The following is a 20,223-nucleotide window of genomic DNA, read 5'->3' on the forward strand; positions in this document are numbered from 1 at the left end:
AATCCTCCCCTAAAAAATAAGCAAAGCGACTCAGATTAACTAAGTCGCATAGCTTTTTAAACTGGCTTACCGTGACAGTTTTTATATTTTTTACCACTTCCACAAGGACATTCGTCATTTCTGCCGATTTTTTCATCTACTTTGATTGGTGTTTTCTTAGCGTCTGATGAAACTGTTCCTTGTTCTTCAGTTGGTTTAACTGCTTCGCCTTGAGCTACTTGTTCTCTTTGAACGTTTTGGCGAATTTCAGCTTTCATAAATAATCGTGTTGCTTCAAATTCAATTGAACCAACCATATCCAAGAACATTTGATAACCTTCTGTTTGGTAATCAACTAATGGGTTATTTTGACCATAAGCACGTAGTCCAATTGACTCTCTTAATTGATCCATTGCATCGATATGATCTGTCCATTTCGTATCAACAACTCTTAAAATAACCACTTTTTGGAATTCTAATAATTGTTCTGAACTATCTAAAATTTCTTCTTTTTCTTGATAAAGAGCTGTTGCTTTACCTAAGATAAATGATTTCATTTCAGCAGGTTTCTTACCAGTAAAGTCACTCAATGAAATAGCATCTTCATGAGTAATTGTTGAACCTACAAAATCAACTAAACCTTGTAAATTCCAATCTTTTTCTTCACCTTGAGTATGACTATCCACATAGCGTTCAATTGTTCTTTCAATCATTCCCATAAGAACAGGTTTTAAGTCTGAGTCTGATGTGATGACTTGATTACGTTGACGATAGATTACTTCACGTTGTTCACGCATAACATCATCATATTGAAGAACGTTTTTACGTGTATCATAGTTATTACCTTCAACACGTTTTTGTGCTGATTCAACTTGTTTTGTAAACATCTTGCTTTGAATCACTGCATCTTCTTCTTCTAAATTCATACGGTCTAGGAATGTTTTAATTCTCTCAGAACCAAAACGTTTCATTAAATCATCTTCTAGAGATAGGTAGAACTGAGTCACACCTGGATCTCCTTGACGACCTGAACGTCCACGTAATTGGTTATCAATACGTCTTGATTCGTGACGTTCTGTACCGATTACTGCTAAACCACCTGCTTCAATAACACCTAAGCCAAGACGGATATCTGTCCCACGACCAGCCATGTTGGTAGCGATTGTTACAGAACCTTTTTGTCCAGCGTTCATGATAATTTCAGCTTCTTTAAAATGGTTTTTCGCATTTAAGACTTCATGAGGTACTTTTGCTTTTGTTAATAAATCTGACAATAATTCAGACGTTTCAACAGCTACAGTCCCTACAAGAACGGGTTGTCCATTTTCATGACGTGCTTTAATATCAGCTACCACAGCATGGAATTTACTTGTCAATGTTGGGTATAATAAATCTGCTTTGTCATCACGCACAATGTCTCTATTGGTTGGAATTTGAATAACTTCCATGTTATAGATTTCTCTGAATTCTTCTTCTTCTGTTTTCGCTGTACCTGTCATACCTGACAATTTTTTATACATACGGAAGTAGTTTTGGAAAGTGATGTTTGCCATTGTTTTCGTTTCATCTTCGATTTCAACGCCTTCTTTGGCTTCAATTGCTTGGTGAAGACCATCAGAATAACGACGTCCATCCATGATACGACCAGTAAATTGGTCAACGATCATAACTTTTCCTTCTGTTACTACGTAGTCAATATCTAAAAGCATAATGTAGTTAGCTCTTAATGATTGATCTAAATAATGTGTTAACGATGTATTCTCAATATCATAAAGGTTTGGCACGTCAAAATGTTTTTCTGCTTTTGAAATTCCTTGCTCTGTTAAGGCAATTGTTTTTGATTGAATATCAATTTTGTAATCTTCTTCATTTGTTAATTCTTTAATGAAGTTATCTGTTCTATTATATAGAGCAGTTGATTTTTCAGCTTGTCCTGAAATAATCAATGGTGTTCTTGCCTCATCAATTAAAATTGAATCGACCTCATCCACTACAGCAAAATTAAGTGGACGTTGTACCATTTGTTCGCGGTAAACAACCATGTTATCTCTTAAGTAGTCAAAACCTAATTCGTTATTTGTTGAGTAAGTAATATCGCAAGCATAAGCTAAACGTTTTTCTTCTGAAGATTTAGAGTTTATATTTAATCCTACTGTTAAACCTAAGAAGTTGTATAACTCACCCATCTCGCTAGCATCACGTGTTGCTAAGTACTCGTTAACTGTAACAACGTGAACCCCTTCACCAGATAAGGCATTTAAATAAACAGGCATTGTCGCTGTTAATGTTTTACCTTCACCAGTTTTCATTTCAGGGATACTACCTTCATGTAAAACCAATCCCCCAATAATTTGAACTTTATATGGGAATAAGCCTAATACACGTTTTGCTGCTTCACGAACCACAGCGAAAGCTTCAAACATTAAATCATCTAAGGTTTCACCTTTTTGGTAACGCGCTTTAAATTCTTCTGTTTTTGCTTGTAATGCCTCATCACTTAATTGTTCCATTTCATCTTTTAGAACCTCTACTTTATCAGCAAGGTGTCCTAAACGTTTTAAATCTTTTTTATCGTTTTCTATTAATTGTTTCAAAAAATTAGCCATGAATTATATCTACCTCTCGTTCATATTCATTTGACAATATTTATTTATAATAAAATGAGTTCATCTTAAACATTTTAGCATTAGTTATACAAAATTAAAACTCTTTATTACAAATAAATAGTAATTTATACATCTATTTTATGTAAATTAAGTTAATGTTCTAATAATTTTTACTAATATCGATAAATTGTGTGGATATTTCTTTGGAAAAAAATGAAACAGAACGATTTCTCACTCTGTTTCATTTTTTTATTTTGTTATAATTTGCCGATTCTCATAACATCTCTAGCAATGATTACTTCTTCATCTGTTGGAATAACTAATACTTTTACTCGGCTATTTCCTGTTTCAATAAATAATTCATCTTTTTTATTCTTTTCTTCATCTATCTCAACACCTAGATAAGTTAGATAATCCGTAATATTAGTTCTAACTCGAGATGAATGTTCACCAACTCCTGCGGTAAAGACTAACGTATCAAGTCCATTTAAATCAGCTGCATAGGCCCCAATATAATGGACGACTTGATGGACAAACACATCTATTGCCAGTTGAGCTCGTTCATCGCCTTCATCAGCAGCCTTCTCTATATCTCTATAGTCACTTGAAATACCTGACAAACCTAATAAACCTGATTCTTTATTCATAACATCTTTCATTTCTTGTGGAGTTAAATTCTCTTGCTCTTGAATAAAAGGTAGAATTTGTGGATCCAAATCTCCCGTACGAGTACCCATAACTAATCCCGCTAATGGTGTAAATCCCATGGATGAGTTAATTGATTGACCGTTTAGGATTGCTGAAACACTGGCACCACTACCAATATGGCAAGTAATTGTTTTACTTCCTTTAGGATTTAGTTTAGCAGATTCTTCTGCTACGTATTGATGACTAGGACCATGGAACCCATAACGTCTGATACCATATTTCTCATAATATTTATAAGGTAAAGCATACATATAATTTTTCTCAGGAATCGTATGGTGATAAGACGTATCAAAAATCGCAACTTGTTTTGTATTAGGTAGAACTTTTTTGAATGAGCGTATTCCAATTAAATTAACTGGATTGTGTAATGGAGACAACATTCCCAGCTCTCCGATTCGCTCTTCTACAACTTCATCAATCAACGTTGCATCTGCATAATACGTTCCCCCATGTGATATTCGATGGCCCACACCTTCAATTTCATCAAACGAAGCAATCATTTTTTCGTTAATTAAAACCTCTAGTAATAAGTTAACTGCCTGTTCATGATTCAATATCTCTAATTCTCTTGAAGCTTTAGTCCCTTCATGTTTATATGAAAAATTAGCATTCTTAAAACCAATTCTCTCAAAAGAACCTTCAACCAATACATGCTCTTCTGGCATTTCAAAGAGTTTAAATTTTAATGAAGAGCTACCTGAATTAATTGCCATTATTTTTGTCATATTTTTCTTCCTCTCTTTGACTTAGGCAAGCAACGTGAATAGTAAAGTTGCTAGAATCGCACCTACAATTGGACCTACAATTGGTACCCAGGCATAACTCATATTTGCGTCACCTTTATTTGGAATTGGTAAAATAGCATAAACCAATCTAGGGCTAAAATCACGACACGGATTTAACGCGTATCCTGTGGTTGATCCTAACGCTAACCCAACTGATGTAATGACTAATCCAACAATCAAGGGTTTTAATCCTTCAGTAAAATTACCTAAATTCAACAAAATAAAAACAAAGAAAAAAGTAGCAATCATTTCACTTAAAAAATTAAATAATTTATTCGGTATTGCTGGACCTGACCCAAAAATACCAATATGATTGCCATCTTCTTCGGATGTCGCTTCTTTAAAATGCGGATAATAATGAATAGCAATGATGATTGCTCCCACAAATGCACCTAAAAACTGAGCAATAATATAACCAATCACTTTTTCCTTAGCAAATAAACCGGATAGTGAAAAAGCAATTGTTACAGCTGGATTTAAATGAGCTTCTGACCCCAAAAAGCCAGCAACATAAACACCAAAAGCTACAGCGAGCCCCCAACCAAAGCAAATATACAACCAGTTTGAACCTTTAGCATAAGCTTTTTTTAAGTTAACACTGGCACCTAAACCAATACCTAAAACAATTAACACCATCGTACCAATAAATTCAGCAATATATTCTTGCATGTATAAACTCCTTATTATGTTTATTTAATTATTTTTTTAACTATTTCTTTTAATTCATTATCAGAAGGAACAATAGGATTTCCTGGAAATGTTCCATCTTCTTTAGCATGATCAACAATCCAATCAAGATTACTTAATATCTCTTTTTCAGGGATACCAAATTCAACTAATGTTTTAGGACAATTCATAACTTTCATCATTTTGAAAATATGTTTTTCCATTCTCTTGATTTGCATTTGATCACTTAAACTAGCTGACCCGATACCAGACTTTTTGATTGCTTCAGCGTACTTTTTAGCGACTTTATCATCTTGTCCATTAAAAGCAATAATATGCGGTAACAACATAGCATTAGCTAGACCATGTGGCACATGAAACTTAGCCCCTAATTGATGGGCCAATGAATGACAAATTCCTAACCCTGCCATATTAAATGCTAAGCCTGCTTCACAAGAAGCTTCATGTATGTTTTGTCTAAGATTTAAATCTTCTCCATGATCATAAGCTAATGTTAATTGGTTAGAAATAACATCAATCGCTTTTTCTGCCATAGCATCTGTAAATAAATCGCTATCTTTTGCTACTAGGGCTTCTAAAGCATGAGTTAACACATCCAAACCAGAATAAGCTGTCACACTTTTAGGGGAACTAACAACCAAAGTTGGATCTAACAAAGCAATATCTGGTGTTAAATGATCCTTAATAATCGGAAATTTAACACCATTTTTTGTATCAGATACGACTGCTGTATTAGTTACTTCTGAACCTGTCCCACTTGTTGTTGGGATAGCAATAAAACTGACAATTGGTTCGTTGGTTAGTTTTTCAGAAAAATAACGAATCGCTTTGGCTGTATCGATTGCTGAACCCCCACCAATACCAATCATGACAGTTGGTTTAAACAGTTTAAAAACTTCGACACCTGCCATAATATTATCTAACGGTGGATCAGGTTTAACATCAGAAAATATTTCTACTTGATTACTAGTTGAAATTTTTTCTTGAATTCTTTTTAAACTATCTGTACCTGGTAAAAATGAATCACACACCATTAATATTCGTTGATTCGCAAGTTGCTTTAAGATATCTAAACTATCCACACCTGAATAAATTTTTGTTGGTATGATAAATTGATTCATTTTAGTCCCTCCAAACTCTCATAGAAAATCCTTCTGGTGAATTTAAACGACGACGACGTGTAAACGTCTTAGCAGTTGTCGTTCCTTCTCCAGTTGGGGTAGAAATAGTTAAAGCTGACGCTCCTGTGAATCCGACACCTGTTCCAGAAAAAGTTGGACCGTTCACAACGAAAATTGATGTGTTCATTCTGTGAGCTGCTTTATTTATGTTCACAAGATTTCCTGAATGGATTGATGCTGTATGATGATTGTTCCCTTCGACTTCTAAAGCAGTCGCTAGCATATCATCAAAATCTCTGGCACATACAACTGGTACAATCGGCATTAACATTTCTTTAACCACTAAGTCGTGATCTTTAGATGTTTCTAAGATAATTAATTTAGGCTGTCCAGAATAAGAGATTTTAGCACTATCCAAAATGAATTGAGCGTCTTTTCCTATGAAATCACGACTTGGTGTTCCTTTTTCTGTAATCGTCATCTCTGTTAAGGTTTCAATATCTTTTGAATTTGTAACTAAGAAAGCTCCTTCTTTTTCCATTAAGCGAATTAATTCATCCTTAATTGGTTGTTCAGCAACGACTTCTTTTTCTGCTGTACAAAGAATATTGTTATCGAATGCTGCTGATTCAACAATATTTTTAGCTGCTAAAGAAATATTAGCTGTTCTATCTACCATTGCTGGTGGATTTCCTGCTCCTGCTCCAATCGCTTTTTTACCACTAATCATGGCTTGGTGAACCACTCCAGGACCACCTGTTACAACTAAAGCTGCAATATCAGGATGAACCATCATTTCTTGAGCTGCTTCAATAGAAGGTTTTTCGATTGTTACAACCAGATTTTTCAATCCTACTGCTGATTCAATAAACTCGTTACATTTTTCAACTGCCCAACGAGAAATATTTTTAGCTCCTGGATGGACACTAAAATAAACTGTGTTTCCACCGGCTAACATCATAATCGCATTGGCTATAACTGTTTCAACAGGATTCGTACTTGGTGTCACTGCACCGATAACACCAAATGGTGCGTATTCATACATAATCAATCCACCATCACCCGTTTGGATTTCTGATGTTAAGTCTTCTGTTCCTGGCGTATTATATAAAGCATTTTCTAATTTTTTGATTTTGGCTTCTTTCGTACCCATTCCTGTTTCAATCAAAATTTCAGAAGCAATATGATCAAGTAAAGGAGTAAATCCTTCTTTTAAACTTTCAATCACTTTGTCCCGAGTTTCCATTGAACAATCAACAAAAATTTCTTGGGCTGCTTTTGCTGCTAAAACTGCTTCATTAACAGTTTTAAATACCCCTTTATCACCTGTTGAATGATTAATAATTTCAGTTGATTCATTATTATTAAGTTCTTCTGCTAATATTTTTCTTATTTGTTCTTCTAAAGTTGACATGATGATTCTCCTTTTAAAAATGTTCTAACTGCTGTTTCACAGATTTCTTGATCCTCTGATACTTTTCCACCACTGACACCAATTGCACCAATTATTTTCTCTTGATAAAAAATTGGAATGCCACCAGCAAACGTTACGAGTTTTCCGTCCATCATCGTTTCTATTTGATAAAGTTCACCATTTGGTTGCGTTTCTTTATTTAAATCTTTCGTTTCTGCTTGCATAAGTAACGCCGATAAAGCCTTTTTAGGTGCTAATGTTAGACTAACCAGTTTTGCATCTTCCATTCGGTAAAACATTCTAGGATTACCAGAAAGATCACTAATACAAATAGTTACTGGAACCTCTATTTCTCGAGCTTTACTTTCAGCTACATCAATGGTTTTTTGTAAGTTTTCTTTACTGAATAAGGCTTCTGATTGAATCGTTATTAACGCCTTTTCAACAAGTTTATCTATATTATTCAACAGACTCACTCTCTTTCTCATAGTATCGACGCACTATTTCCGTTACTCTTGCTTCTTGTCTCTCAAAATGATCTTCATCTCTTGCCAAAATATATAAACAATCAGAAAGACGATTAACATATTGTAAAATTTCTGGACGGATTTCTTCTTCTTCAGAAAGGGCTACTAACATTCTTTCACCCCGCCTACAAACTGCACGCCCTTGATGTAAATGAGCACCCGCAAGACTTGTACCAGGTAAAATGAACGTTGTAATTTTTGGTAATTTTTCTGTGTACTCATCAATTTTTTTTTCCAATTCTTTGATATCAGAAATAGAAATTTGTTCACTCTTATTTTGAAATTTTTGTTGATTGACTGTTGCTATTTCTCCTGAAAGTTGAAACATTTTATATTGTAAATGAATTAAAAATTCTTTATTTTCTTGGTTTTGACAGAACTTTTCAGCGATACTTATACACGTATTACACTCATCAAAAGTTCCATAAGTATCCACTCTTGTGGAATACTTTTTCACTCGTTGACCATCAAAAAGACTTGTCGTTCCCTTGTCACCTGTCTTTGTATAAATAGACATTTTTAACACAACCTCTTCTTTACTTGTTAAATCGATCAATAATACCAACGATGGCACAATCTACAACATCTCTTCCTTGAGATATTTCTTTATTTGGTTTTCTAGCACCTGCACCTTTGACTAAAAGGACATATTCGCCAATCCCTGCACCTACTGTATCAGTCGCAACTTCTTCATAACGAATGGCTTCTTTATCACTATTAATTTGTTGGACAATCATCATCTTTTTTCCAATTAGTGACTGATCTTTTTGACTCGCTTCAATAGAGCCAATTACTTTTCCCATATACATGATTGGTTTGACCTTTCTATCACTTGTATTTTTTTTCTTTTAATTAACTCCAACGCTTCGCCTGTGATCTTTTGGTGATTTAGTTTCACTAGATAACTACTTTCTAATAAACCAACAATCATTGATCTCGTTATCATACTCTCTTGAAAAGCATGAACTTCACAAGTTGAAATGATAAAATTGATCGGCCACCCAGTTAGCATCTTCCAAGGAATAAAAGGTAAAATAAACTGATTTATTTCAAAATAAAATACCGTTTGATAAGATATACCGGTTAAAATCCAATCTATCCAAGGTGTTTTTTCACATCTATATAAGTCATTCATTAACTGAATGGATACACCATTAAATTCAACCCTTCGATAATTTTTGAAAATCGAAGAATCTGGAGAAGCATTTATCTGACCATAATGTTGATAAGAAAAAACTGTTTTAGCTGTTTCTCTAGCTATTAATTTTTCTTTAATCAACTGGACTAGTTTTTCCTCATCCATAGTGAATCTCCTTAATTTTTTAATCCAAACACAACACCATAAACCAAATATATTAGATATTTTGACAACGATCTCTACAATTTTTTAGTTTATGGTGCTCTTTTTTACTCTTTCACTAATGTCGCAATGCATCCTTTCCCTACATTTGCTGCATTTGCTTCATCTGTATCAATGTGCATCTCTAAAACAAATTTAGGATCAGGACGAACGATGACATCATCAAAGATTGTTCTTCTACCCTCTGACTCAACTGAAACTTTTACTACCTGGCCTTTTTTTACGTCTAACATTTCAGCGTCTTTTTCACTCATGTGAATATGACGTTTTGCCGCAATGGCTCCTTGAATTTCTATTTGAGCTTCTTTTGTTTTAACAATGACACTTGGAGTACCGTCCAAGTCACCCGACATTCTAATCGGAACATTAACACCGATTTGTCTCGCCTCTGTTTTAGATAACTCAACTTGAGATCGTTTTCTACATGGACCTAAGATGCGAACGTTATTAATTTCACCCTTAGGGCCTAAAATTGTTACTGTTTGATTAGATGCAAATTCTCCTGGTTGTTTTAAAGGTACTTTAACTGTCATTTCTTGACCTGGAAATAACGTATCAAAATCAGATTGCGTTAAATGAATATGATGATTAGATACACCGATTGGAATTTTAGGTTGCATTTCTTCTTCAATTATTCTTTTTACTAGCTCTCTTAACTCTGTTTCATTCATGTTTTATCCTGACTTTCTTTGACTATTTTTTTTCTGGTAAAATACTTTCTACATCTGTATGAGGACGAGGAATCACGTAAGAAGCAAATACTTCGCCGACTGATTCTGCTGCACTAGTTCCAGCATCAACTGCAGCTTTTACTGCACCTACATCACCACGAACCATAACAGTTACAAGACCTGAACCAATTTTTTCTGTTCCTACTAACGTAACATTTGCTGCTTTAACCATTGCATCTGCTGCTTCAATAGCTCCTACTAAACCTTTTGTTTCGATCATTCCTAATGCGTTATTCATAATAAATTCCTCCGATTATTTTATAGTTTCTTCTTTTAATTCTGCATAGTGTGAACATTCTTTTCTTGGTTCACCTTTTTTTCTCTTACAATCTGAATCTTTACATAAATTACACGTGTAGCCATCACTTTCTACTTCTTTTTCTAATGAAGTAATCGTATGAACTGCTTCACTTATTTCTGTTGTCTCAATAATTTCTTCAGATTTTAATTCTGATTTATTGGTACTAGTGTCCAGTTCATTTTCTAACCAAATCTCTAAACCATCACCTAAACGAGGAATAACTTTTGAAGCTATGTATGCTTGATCTTTTTTAGCTACTGTGACACCTGATTCAACCGCTGCATTTACCGCTCCCACATCGCCTAAAACTTTCACAGTTAACCACCCTGCACCTTTAGCTTTTTCAATTCCAATAACTGTCACGTCAGCAGTTTTTACCATTACATCAGAAATATTAACAGCACAAGCAAACCCAACGACTTCTATCATACCCAAAGCTCGATTCATTTTTTCACATCCTATACATCTAATTTAAACGGAATACATTTTACTAGCCGTGCTGCATTTTGACCAAGAATCATCATTGACTCTGGCTCATTAGTAACAACAAATAAAGGTTCCTGTTCTGGGAGATTCTTAAAGTGAAGAACTACTTTTTTTTCATCAACAGAAATACCTACTCCTAAGGGTGATTTAATCGCTTGTTCAAACGCCGCACTGATTAATTCTTTTCGAGTCGACTCCCTTGTCTCACTAGGTATTCCTTCCTCTTCCATACCATACAGCAAATAATCGATATCAATTGATGGTGTCATTTTTGTTACATAGATTGTTGGTCTATTCATTGTCACCATCACCCTTCAATTCATCTGAGTACGATAAAACTAAACCTGTCGCAACCGCGTTTCTCGGACCTTCTGTTTTACGAATATTTCCTCTTCCAGCAACAAGTGCATAATGGGACAACGCTTCTGTTACTAGTTGTGGAATTTCAAAATCAAGAGCCGACCCACCAACAATGACAACAAATGGAATATCACGAATATTTCCAGTAGGGCTAACATGAGCCAAAGCTCTCAAAGCGTTAGTAACAAATACTCGTTCCTTAGCTGTTTGTCTGACTATCTTAATTTTTTCAATACTTAAATCTCCAGGAATTGGAACAAATCCATCAGGCGTGATAACAACAACTTTGGCAAATATATTGGCTGGTAAGGCTTTTTCAAAAAACTCGACCGTCCCATCTTCATGTCTAATGTAAAATAGACTTTCCACTTTAGCCAAAGGATATTTTTTAATTGATTCTGCTAAATATCGATCTTCAATTCCAAGCTCGGAATCAATAATCATCGTGACCATATCTCCAGCACCAGCTAAATGAATAGCGGTTATTTTGCCATTTTTATCTATGATAGAAGCATCTGTAGAGCCTGCACCTAAATCTAAAATAGCTAATGGCTTATTCGTTCCTGCCGTTGTCAGCGCACCTAAAATAGCCGCTCCTGCTTCTGAACCACCTATTTCAACCGGGATACCAATTTCCTTTTCAACTTGTTCAGCAATAATTGACATTTGCAAGTGATCTGACTTCACCATTGAAGCTATTCCTACTGCTTGCTCTAAAGAAAATTCTCCTGCTATACCACCTTTAACATTTAAAGGAACAAACGTATCCACTGCTAATAAATCCTGAATAAAAATATTTTTCAATTCTTTTTCTGTTAAATCAGCCATTGTTTGGCGCACACGCTCTAACATCCCGCCAATATTTGTTCCAGGTTCTCCTGTTACATTATCAATAGATTTAAAATCAGATACTGTACTCATAATTTTTTTAGCTCCAGCAGATATTCCTACCTTTTCTGTATGATTATCACCTTTGATAATCAAATGTCCGGCTGGTATTGTTCTTGCTTTTACGTCACCTTCTGGCGTTTTAATAACCACCGCTGAGCGATTACCAATCAACGCCCGAGATACAGGGACAATATTTTTTGTTTCTTCTGGACTTAGATCAAAAACAGTTGCTACGCCATATGGATTAGCCAATTCTGAAATGACTTGACCTTTATCAGCCACTTCTACAGCCGCTAACATGTTCAATGGAACTTTATCTATAAATGCCACTTCATCTACGATTGGAATTACTTGATTCAATCGATTATTAATCAAGACACCATCGTCTCTTTGTAAGATTGCCGCACTTATTTTAAAGCCAAATTCAACATATAAATTAATTAACTGTGCTGCATCGTCAAAATCAATCTCTTTAGGTATCACAACAATGTATGTTTTTGTTTTATCTTGTTGTGCGTAAAGATCTGGCAGTAAAACAGTATAACCAATACCAATCCCCTTACCACCTGGGGTCTTAGGGTCATGACCAATCATCGTTGATTCAGTTATGATTGTTTCTGTTATTGTCTCCATAGCCACATCACCGATAACTGGTGTCGCTTCATTAATTCGTATAAGATCAATATCTTTAGTTGTTAAACTTACTTTTCCTAAGACCAAATTAATCGCATTTTTAATTCCAACTAAATTATGACGCGTTCCTTTAATACCCGTTGTTTCTGATAAAGCAGAAGCAATAAAATCAACACTACCATTGGATGTGACAGTTGCTAATGTCACTTCTGTAGAAGAATTTCCTATATCAACACCAATGATTTTTTTCATGATTGCCTCCTAATCTAGTTATCACCTTTTAATTTTTTTCGTATTTCGTAATAACTAGCTGCTTCTCTGAAGAAATTAGCAGTAATTGTCGCTTGATACTTACTTTCTAATTCGTTCGCTAAATCCATTAATTCTTGTTTAGATGAGCGATACGGTCTTAAAGCTCCATACATTTCTAATAACCGATCATCTGGAATCGCTGTTAATTCTGCTGCTCTTGCAAAATTTTGTTGAATGGCAGCTCTTCCTGAATTAGCAGCTATCTCGCCTTGATACTTCAAAGTTTCCTTTGTTACACGTAAATCTTGTGAGTTAACTTTATTGGCTAAAACACTGTCTAATGTAATATCTGCTAGTTTTTTACCACTTGGAGCACGAACTAAATCTGGATGCTTTTCATATAGTGGATAATCACTAGCGTCCATTGTCTTTTCAACAATTGGTTGATCAGCTACACTCACATTACCTTGTGGTGCTTGTTCAGAAAGTTCCATTTGTTCTTTGATTTTTTTTATCAAATTTTCCATCTCTGTCACTTTTATTCCTCCTCTTATTTAGAGAAATCTACTTTGATTTCTTCTGCTGGTTTACCTATCACCACATATTTTGTTTCTTTAATGTGCATCATTGCTGATTTTGCTTGGTAAGCAACCCGTGACATTTGATCACTTACAGTTGGTACTGGATCAGGTGATTCACCTTTAGCATACTTCGCTGCATTTTTACCAATCGCACGATATGTATCCAAAGTGATAGTTGGCGCTTGAGGAAATAATTCAAGATTAGATAAAGGTTCTAAATCTTTTTGATGAATAATAGTTGTTCCTTTTGATTGAATCCCAATCGCTACTCCTGAACCTGATAATTTATCGGCTTCAGCTCCAATAAATGAAACATCTGCTGTTCTAAACACCTTAACCACTCTTGCTCGTAAGCCTTCTTCTTCAATACCAGCAACAACTTGGCGTAGAATTTCCTTATGTTTTATTCCAAGTAAGTTTTCCGTCATTGCTTCAGCAAACCCTGGTGCAACAGCCACAATTACTTCATCTTGAGATGCCCCAACACTAGCTTCACCTGTTGATTTAAACCAATCTACTTTTTTTAATGGTAAAATTACGCGATCCTGTGACTCTTTTTCATTAGAGTTCGTCGTAACTGTCTCTTGAAAAGTTACTGTTTTGTCATCAAGAGGCATTTCTTTTAATACATCTCGAATAATTTCTCTTAACAATTTTTCATTAATCGTTGTTTCTGACATTTTTTTCATCCTCTCCATCACTAAACAGAACGTGGGTCAATTGCCATTGGTATATCTTTTACTTTTTCCCACTCTTCTCCTTCTAGTCGGTAACCTGTTCCTGGCCCTTGATAATCATTACAATCGTTCACTGCTGAAATAACATTGAAATTTTCATCAAAAATAGCTGAGGTTTGTAAAAAATCTCCAGAAATACGTTGCTTCAATAAACTCAACAGATCGTCTGCTACATCTCTGAAACCACCATTAGCTAAAGCTTTAACTAAATCAACGCCTGTTAATCCTCTTGTTAGAACTTCTTGAGCTGCTTTCATGTCTTCTACTAAATTGCGCTCAGGCATGTCTTTTGATCCGTGAGCATAAGTTGCTGCTTCCACTTCTTCATCCGTAATTTTAGGAAGACCTAGTTCTTCAAAGATTACTTGGATAGCTTTGGCTGCCTTATTTCTCACTTTAATGGTTTCTTCCTCTGTTACTGGGCGAAGTCCACCATCTACTTTTAAATCACGTTGAAAGACTAAGTAATCATCAACATCTTCAATATCTGTATTAGAACCGGCAAACATATTATCGTAATTTGGTACTGCAGAGTAACCACAAGAGATAATATCTGTTCCCGGTAAAAATTGACCCATTAATTTCTCAGTACGTCGCATATCTGAATGAGAAAATGCTTGGTCATTTCCAGAGGCTACTTCTAGATCTAACATACAACAGATAAGATTTTCTGCTAATACTTCACGAATACCAGAAGGAACAGAACCTGGAATACCGATGCAACTTACCGCTCCATTTTGAAGTCCTTGAACACCACTTGCTTTTGTAATAAAAATACATCTTGCTTCTAAATAAAGCATAGAATTTCCTTCTGCATACCCCATCATTACTTCAGAACCAGAGCCCGAAGTAAAACGCATTTTTAAGCCACGAGAAGCATAACAAGATGCTAAGAAACCTTTAGACCAAGGTGTATCATCCCCATCGGTAAAGACTGGTTCAGTTCCATATACAGAAATAGTTTCAGCGTATGATGTAAAACCACGCATACCTAAATCAAGTTCAGCTGATTCTTCAACAGAACATTGAGTTAACACACCCGGACGACCTACTTGAGAACCAATTAAAATGGCAATCGCATTAAAGGGAGCATATCTACCAACTGCAACCGTTGTTTCTTGCTCTGCAAACCCTCTAAATGCTCCTTCTGCCGCATCCGCTGCAATTTGAACAGGGTTATCACGTAAATTAGTGACGTGAGATTGAGTTGCAGGTCTTCTTCTAGCATGCATTTTTTGCATTGCCATCATCAGTTCTACCATGTTCATTTGACTCACCACATCAACAATTTTTGCAGGTGTCATAGATGTCGTTAAACTAATAATTTCATCACGAGCTACATTAGGATCAACCATCATTGTGGCTAACTTAGTTGAGTCCATTGATAACACTTTTTCTGCATTGTCTTTATCAATTCCATAATCTGCAATGTAATAATCAATTAAATCAAAGTCTGCTCTTTTTTTACCATCTAATTCTGTAATAACATTGTTCTCAATCACAATACTTGGTTTTGGATCATTAGGACTTTCCATTGCTATAAAGCCTTCTTCAATCCACTCTTTAACGAATCCATCCTTATGAACTTCACGCTTTTCAAGCACTTCAAATCTTTTTGAACGTCTCATTTATTCTTTTCCTCCTAACAACTAAATGTATGATGGAAAATCATTTACTGGTTCGCTACCTAAAGTATGTAGTAAATCTTTCCCAACTTCTCTTGCAGCAATAACTGCTTGTTTAACTGCACCTGAATCGCCTTTTATATGAATCGTTACTTCATTTGAGTATTTTTGTCCGTTATTTGGTGAAGCATATGAAATCACTTCAACATTGGCTGCTTTTACTGCTGTATCAGCCATCACAACACCAATTGCAGCAGGTGCTGCAGCTATCAACCCGTAAGCTTTGCCTAATTCTGCCCCAAAAGCTTCTTGAAGAGCATAACTTGCACGAGCTGAATATTGTAATTCAATATGTCCAGCTTCGTTATTGTAAACATCCCCAAAAGTTCTCTCTGTATCTTTAAGCGTTATTTCAACGGCACGTCTAACGTCAGACACATCTTCTCCACCAAAAATAATTAAGACACCATGTCCACCGCCACCTTTAGTATCTCTAGGTAACTCAACACTTACTATTTCAGTGTTCGTTGATTTAACCGCTTCGTCTGCTGCTGTAATTTGTGGACCAGCACCGGATCTAGCACCGATGATTCCAATAGAACGATAATCTTTTTTTAAATTCATCACTTTAGCCAAATGAGAATCAACATTAGCGATTACTAAACCAATCGTGTCCCCAACGTTAGCAGTTCCTACAAATTCTGTTAATGAACTTTGTTTTTTAGTCATTTTCTTTTCATCCTTTGGTAAAACATCATCTTTCACCAAATCTGAAGATGATATTAATTTTTCCATTACTCTATTTAAAATTTCTTCCTCATTAGCAGTCATCATTATTCACTAACTCTTTCCATACTAATCATAGGTAGAATTTTTTCGACATCTGTGTGAGGGCGAGGAATAACATAATTAGAAATAACTTCGCCAATTGACTCTGCTGCCACAACACCTGCATCAACTGCTGCCTTCACAGCACCAACATCCCCACGGATCATGGTTGTAATAAGTCCTTGTCCAATTTTCTCTTGACCAACAAGCTGTACGTTGGCTGCTTTAACCATTGCGTCTGCTGCGTTTACAGAGGCAATTAAGCCTTTAGTTTCTATTAATCCTAATGCTTCTTGTTGCATGATAGATCCTCCTAAATTTCTTGTTTTGTTTTTCTTACAAGTTGAGTATAAAAAAAAAAACTACGACATTTTTGTCATAGCTTTTTTGTGATAGTCTTCACTTTTATTTTTTTTAACACTATTTTGTTATTCCGATTATAAAAAAAAAAACAAAAACAACTGTTTTAAATAACTTCACATTAAATAATATTAAGGTATAATTAATAAGGATTAACATTTTCTTGTTAATTACTGAGCAAATTATTCATAATAAATTTCTTAGAAAGGAAAGTATAATATGACAGACGATCATTCCCAATATCTTGAGTCTCATCAAAAAATATTAGATACCATACTTAGTGAATTTACTGAAGCAACAGGACTTGCCACAATATTAGTAGATACTCAAGGTAATGAACTAACTGCTGGATATGGCTTTTCACCTTTTTGTCAATTAATGAGAAATGACGACGATACTAGACAGCTCTGTCAAAATTGTGACATGTTTGGTGGTCGGAGTTCCCTAAAAAATAATATGACTACACCTTATATTTGTCATGCCGGATTAGTTGATTTTTCCTATCCTGTCACAATTGACAAACAAGTTATTGGTTATATTCTTTGTGGCCAAACAAAAATTCAAGACATTTCAAGTTTTCAACCAATAATCAATGAAAAAACAAATTGGGATAAAGACCCGATTTTTAAAGAAGCCTATGATAATATGCCATTTACAACACCTGAAAAGATTAAAGCTGGTAGTCAGTTACTAACAATTATTATTAACTATTATCTTTCTGATATTATGAGTAGTCATCTATCAGTCAAAGAGCCTATTAATATTCCAAATCATCTTTTTTCAAAAAATGAGCAACCTACTTCGAATGAAGAAAAAATTTCTTTAACTAACGTTGAAAGTCCCGCTAATCTTCTTGAAAAAAACACATCGGAACGACAAGAAATAGTAGATGCTCTTAATTATATTAATCGACACCTTAATGAAGTCATCACCTTAGATGAAGTCGCTGATCATGTTTATTTATCTGGTTATTACTTTAGCAAATTATTTAAAAAAGAAGTTGGAAAAAATTTCATTGACTATGTGAATGAAAAGAAAATTAATCGATCAAAAATTTTACTTCAAGATTCTACTTGGTCAATTGATAGTATTGCTCATAGTCTCGGTTTTTCTCAATCTAGCTACTTTAGTAAGATTTTTAAACGCGTTACAGGTATGTCTCCTAGAGAGTATCGCCAAATTATTCAAAATGAATCAAAATATAATTAATTAAATATATTAAAAAAAGAGCATTTCGAAAAACGAAATACTCTTTTTGTCTACACAAAAATACGCACATCGATTTTCTTATTCCCGAAAAAATCATGGTAAGAAGTATCCTGGCTTTGCTTCATCCTCTATAAATCCTTCCAACAAAAATACGTCGTGGTTATTTATATTGTCCACATTACAGTTACGGGTATAGCATCAGATTCTAACTGATTTCCTTCTATAATATTTAAATTTGAATTCATTATATCACTTTGTTTATTTATTAACAATCCGATTTAGATAAAATACTTTTATCATAGTTTGAATTTGTCTTTGGAGCCATTTTTTATTTTCAATACAAATTTCCATTGTAGGAACTTCTATCTCATTCTTCCGACTCAAATTCATTGCCTCATTTGATAAAATGAAGGACACCTTATTTTGTTTTTCTAACAAGCTTCTAAATGATAAATGATAGTCTGGTAAAATAAAATAATCTGATTGTTGGATATCCTCTCCAAAATCAGTTAAATCTAAAAATGCTTGGAACTGATCTTGAACTACAACATTTCTAAAAAAAGATAGACACCCAAAGGCAAAACCATTTCCTACACTCGCTTCCGGTTGATACATAATCCTTTTATCTAATATTTTTTCAAACGTATTAACAACCTTCAGCGTTTCACGATCTAACAATTTAGCGATCTCAGGGCTCGCCCCTGTTAGTATTTGATTCTTATAAGATATGCTATTGTCACCTGTCAGCGGAATAAATCCATCAACATTATTGAGAATAAAATACTCGTAATTAAGCCACTTACGAGGTAATCTTTCATAAGAAAAACTATTAATTTGGCCAATTTTACCACTACTTATTTTCATTTTTTTATTACTTCTATCAAAAAATTCTATACCTAACTCTTCTAAGAAACCAAAACCAAGATCTGGTGCCATATTAGTAATATTTACAAAAATGATTTTTTTAGTTTCTGATTTAACTTTTTTCTTTAATACTCTACCAATTTCATGTGTGCTCGACATTAAAGGTGCTTTCGCTATTTGCGGCACTATGTTATTACCCAAGATAGATCCCACATCGAGTATTAGTATTTCATTAGAATTAGCGTAGCCATACCTCGACTCTGTTGAAAAGCCGAAATAACCTTCTGTCACGATATTTCGAATAGGTTGATTATAGTATTCTAAAGCCGTTTGGAGCGGCTCATTGTAATCAACATATGGAAATAGTTTAAGTTTCGCCTTTATATTTTCTTTTGATAACCATTTGTTAATATCAATAATAAATGATTGATCTGATTCAATATCGTTAAATAAAGGACTCATTGTAAATATATCTACCATATTTATCTCCCCATGTTTATCATATCAAAAACTACTAAGAAAATATTGTCCAGATTCTATTACTATTTTGTTACTTTAAAAATACTAAAAATCGCCAGGAATTTAAATTCCTAGCGATTTTTCGATTCATCTTAATTTGTTTCAATTAATCCATATTTTCCGTCTTTACGACGATAAACAATGCTTGTTCCATTTGTTTCTGAATCTTCAAAGATAAAGAAGTTATGGCCTAACATGTTCATTTGTAATACAGCTTCTTCGCTATCCATTGGTTTCAATGATAAGCGTTTTGTTCTAACGATTTCTAAATCTGGTTCGTCGTTAGTTTCAACTGCTTCTGATTCGAAAATCGCTGCAGCAGCCACTGTATCTAAGGCAGTTTCTCTAGACTTACGGTTTATTTTAGTTTTGTATTTTCTGATTTGTCTTTCTAATTTATCAACTACTAAATCAATACTAGCGTATAAATCTGGAGAAGTTTCTTCAGCTCTTAACACTAAGTATGGTAACGGAATTGTCACTTCTACTTTGGCTGTTTTATCTGAATAAACTTTTAAGTTAACGTGTGCTGTTGATTCTGGAACATTAGTAAAATATTTTTCTAATTTACCAATTTTTTTCTCAACATAGTCTCTTATTGATTGAGTAACCTCAATGTTTTCTCCACGCACATTATATCTGAACATACTAATTGCCCC

General features: G+C 34.4%; 22 protein-coding genes and 1 riboswitch. Of the genes, 1 reads left to right on the top strand and 21 read right to left on the bottom strand.

From position 1 onward, the window contains the following. Positions 1-56 precede the first annotated feature (56 nt). The 19 genes from secA to G7082_RS00800 all read right to left on the bottom strand — a co-directional run bounded on the left by secA (position 57) and on the right by G7082_RS00800 (position 16,914). Positions 57-2,585 carry a preprotein translocase subunit SecA gene (secA, locus tag G7082_RS00710; RefSeq protein WP_166033263.1) on the bottom strand — a complete coding sequence of 843 codons (2,529 nt, stop codon included), beginning with the start codon at positions 2,583-2,585 and terminating at the stop codon, positions 57-59. 257 nt (positions 2,586-2,842) lie between these two features. Next, positions 2,843-4,018 (bottom strand): acetate/propionate family kinase, encoded by a 1,176-nt coding sequence (locus tag G7082_RS00715; protein WP_166033264.1) that lies wholly within the window; start codon positions 4,016-4,018, stop codon positions 2,843-2,845. Positions 4,019-4,039: 21 nt separating this feature from the next. Then, positions 4,040-4,747, bottom strand: a complete 708-nt coding sequence (locus G7082_RS00720; RefSeq protein ID WP_166033265.1) for an MIP/aquaporin family protein — start codon at positions 4,745-4,747, stop codon at positions 4,040-4,042. Between the two features lie 20 nt (positions 4,748-4,767). Continuing rightward, positions 4,768-5,886 carry a 1-propanol dehydrogenase PduQ gene (locus tag G7082_RS00725; RefSeq protein WP_166033266.1) on the bottom strand — a complete coding sequence of 373 codons (1,119 nt, stop codon included), beginning with the start codon at positions 5,884-5,886 and terminating at the stop codon, positions 4,768-4,770. 1 nt (position 5,887) lies between these two features. After that, positions 5,888-7,300, bottom strand: coding sequence for an aldehyde dehydrogenase family protein (locus G7082_RS00730; RefSeq protein WP_166033267.1), 1,413 nt, complete (start codon positions 7,298-7,300; stop codon positions 5,888-5,890). After that, positions 7,288-7,767, bottom strand: a complete 480-nt coding sequence (locus G7082_RS00735; RefSeq protein ID WP_238842676.1) for a GlcG/HbpS family heme-binding protein — start codon at positions 7,765-7,767, stop codon at positions 7,288-7,290. Before G7082_RS00735 ends, G7082_RS00730 begins: the two co-directional genes overlap by 13 nt. Continuing rightward, positions 7,760-8,344, bottom strand: a complete 585-nt coding sequence (locus G7082_RS00740; RefSeq protein ID WP_166033269.1) for a cob(I)yrinic acid a,c-diamide adenosyltransferase — start codon at positions 8,342-8,344, stop codon at positions 7,760-7,762. Before G7082_RS00740 ends, G7082_RS00735 begins: the two co-directional genes overlap by 8 nt. A gap of 19 nt (positions 8,345-8,363) precedes the next feature. Beyond that, positions 8,364-8,636 (bottom strand): EutN/CcmL family microcompartment protein, encoded by a 273-nt coding sequence (locus G7082_RS00745; protein ID WP_166033270.1) that lies wholly within the window; start codon positions 8,634-8,636, stop codon positions 8,364-8,366. After that, positions 8,618-9,130, bottom strand: coding sequence for a PduM family microcompartment protein (gene pduM, locus G7082_RS00750; protein ID WP_166033271.1), 513 nt, complete (start codon positions 9,128-9,130; stop codon positions 8,618-8,620). The genes G7082_RS00745 and pduM overlap by 19 nt, the downstream gene beginning before the upstream one ends. 104 nt (positions 9,131-9,234) lie before the next feature. Beyond that, positions 9,235-9,858, bottom strand: coding sequence for a phosphate propanoyltransferase (gene pduL / locus G7082_RS00755; RefSeq protein WP_166033272.1), 624 nt, complete (start codon positions 9,856-9,858; stop codon positions 9,235-9,237). A gap of 22 nt (positions 9,859-9,880) precedes the next feature. After that, positions 9,881-10,159 carry a BMC domain-containing protein gene (locus tag G7082_RS00760; RefSeq protein WP_275115403.1) on the bottom strand — a complete coding sequence of 93 codons (279 nt, stop codon included), beginning with the start codon at positions 10,157-10,159 and terminating at the stop codon, positions 9,881-9,883. Positions 10,160-10,171: 12 nt separating this feature from the next. Then, complete coding sequence (locus G7082_RS00765) at positions 10,172-10,666, bottom strand: BMC domain-containing protein (protein ID WP_166033274.1); 495 nt, start codon at positions 10,664-10,666, stop codon at positions 10,172-10,174. Between the two features lie 11 nt (positions 10,667-10,677). Further along, a complete protein-coding gene (locus tag G7082_RS00770; protein WP_166033275.1) occupies positions 10,678-11,004 on the bottom strand; it encodes a glycerol dehydratase reactivase beta/small subunit family protein in 327 nt (108 codons plus the stop codon). Further along, positions 10,997-12,841: a diol dehydratase reactivase subunit alpha gene (locus G7082_RS00775; RefSeq protein ID WP_166033276.1), complete on the bottom strand. Its 1,845-nt coding sequence runs from the start codon at positions 12,839-12,841 to the stop codon at positions 10,997-10,999. The genes G7082_RS00770 and G7082_RS00775 overlap by 8 nt, the downstream gene beginning before the upstream one ends. 14 nt (positions 12,842-12,855) lie before the next feature. Continuing rightward, on the bottom strand, positions 12,856-13,368 hold the full coding sequence (locus G7082_RS00780; RefSeq protein ID WP_202983141.1) for a diol dehydratase small subunit: 513 nt from the start codon (positions 13,366-13,368) through the stop codon (positions 12,856-12,858). A gap of 23 nt (positions 13,369-13,391) precedes the next feature. Then, positions 13,392-14,102: a propanediol/glycerol family dehydratase medium subunit gene (locus tag G7082_RS00785; protein WP_166033278.1), complete on the bottom strand. Its 711-nt coding sequence runs from the start codon at positions 14,100-14,102 to the stop codon at positions 13,392-13,394. A 20-nt stretch (positions 14,103-14,122) separates the two neighbouring features. Beyond that, positions 14,123-15,787 carry a propanediol/glycerol family dehydratase large subunit gene (locus tag G7082_RS00790; RefSeq protein WP_166033279.1) on the bottom strand — a complete coding sequence of 555 codons (1,665 nt, stop codon included), beginning with the start codon at positions 15,785-15,787 and terminating at the stop codon, positions 14,123-14,125. A 21-nt stretch (positions 15,788-15,808) separates the two neighbouring features. Then, on the bottom strand, positions 15,809-16,618 hold the full coding sequence (pduB, locus tag G7082_RS00795; protein WP_166033280.1) for a propanediol utilization microcompartment protein PduB: 810 nt from the start codon (positions 16,616-16,618) through the stop codon (positions 15,809-15,811). Further along, entirely contained in the window at positions 16,618-16,914 is a 297-nt protein-coding gene (locus G7082_RS00800; RefSeq protein ID WP_166033281.1) for a BMC domain-containing protein, read from the bottom strand. Before G7082_RS00800 ends, pduB begins: the two co-directional genes overlap by 1 nt. A gap of 277 nt (positions 16,915-17,191) precedes the next feature. On the opposite strand from G7082_RS00800, the gene G7082_RS00805 reads away from it, so the two are divergent. Continuing rightward, complete coding sequence (locus G7082_RS00805) at positions 17,192-18,181, top strand: PocR ligand-binding domain-containing protein (protein WP_166033282.1); 990 nt, start codon at positions 17,192-17,194, stop codon at positions 18,179-18,181. A gap of 103 nt (positions 18,182-18,284) precedes the next feature. Then, a riboswitch (cobalamin riboswitch) is annotated at positions 18,285-18,401 on the bottom strand. Positions 18,402-18,439: 38 nt separating this feature from the next. Here G7082_RS00805 and G7082_RS00810 read toward each other — a convergent pair. Together G7082_RS00810 and hpf are read right to left on the bottom strand one after the other, a co-directional pair. Then, the gene (locus G7082_RS00810) at positions 18,440-19,525 is read right to left on the bottom strand and encodes a glycerate kinase (RefSeq protein ID WP_166033283.1); all 1,086 of its coding nucleotides are present in this window, start codon (positions 19,523-19,525) and stop codon (positions 18,440-18,442) included. 131 nt (positions 19,526-19,656) lie between these two features. After that, the gene (gene hpf / locus G7082_RS00815; RefSeq protein WP_166033284.1) at positions 19,657-20,211 is read right to left on the bottom strand and encodes a ribosome hibernation-promoting factor, HPF/YfiA family; all 555 of its coding nucleotides are present in this window, start codon (positions 20,209-20,211) and stop codon (positions 19,657-19,659) included. Positions 20,212-20,223 lie beyond the last annotated feature (12 nt).

The organism is Vagococcus hydrophili (genome assembly GCF_011304195.1).
Classification (GTDB): domain Bacteria; phylum Bacillota; class Bacilli; order Lactobacillales; family Vagococcaceae; genus Vagococcus; species Vagococcus hydrophili.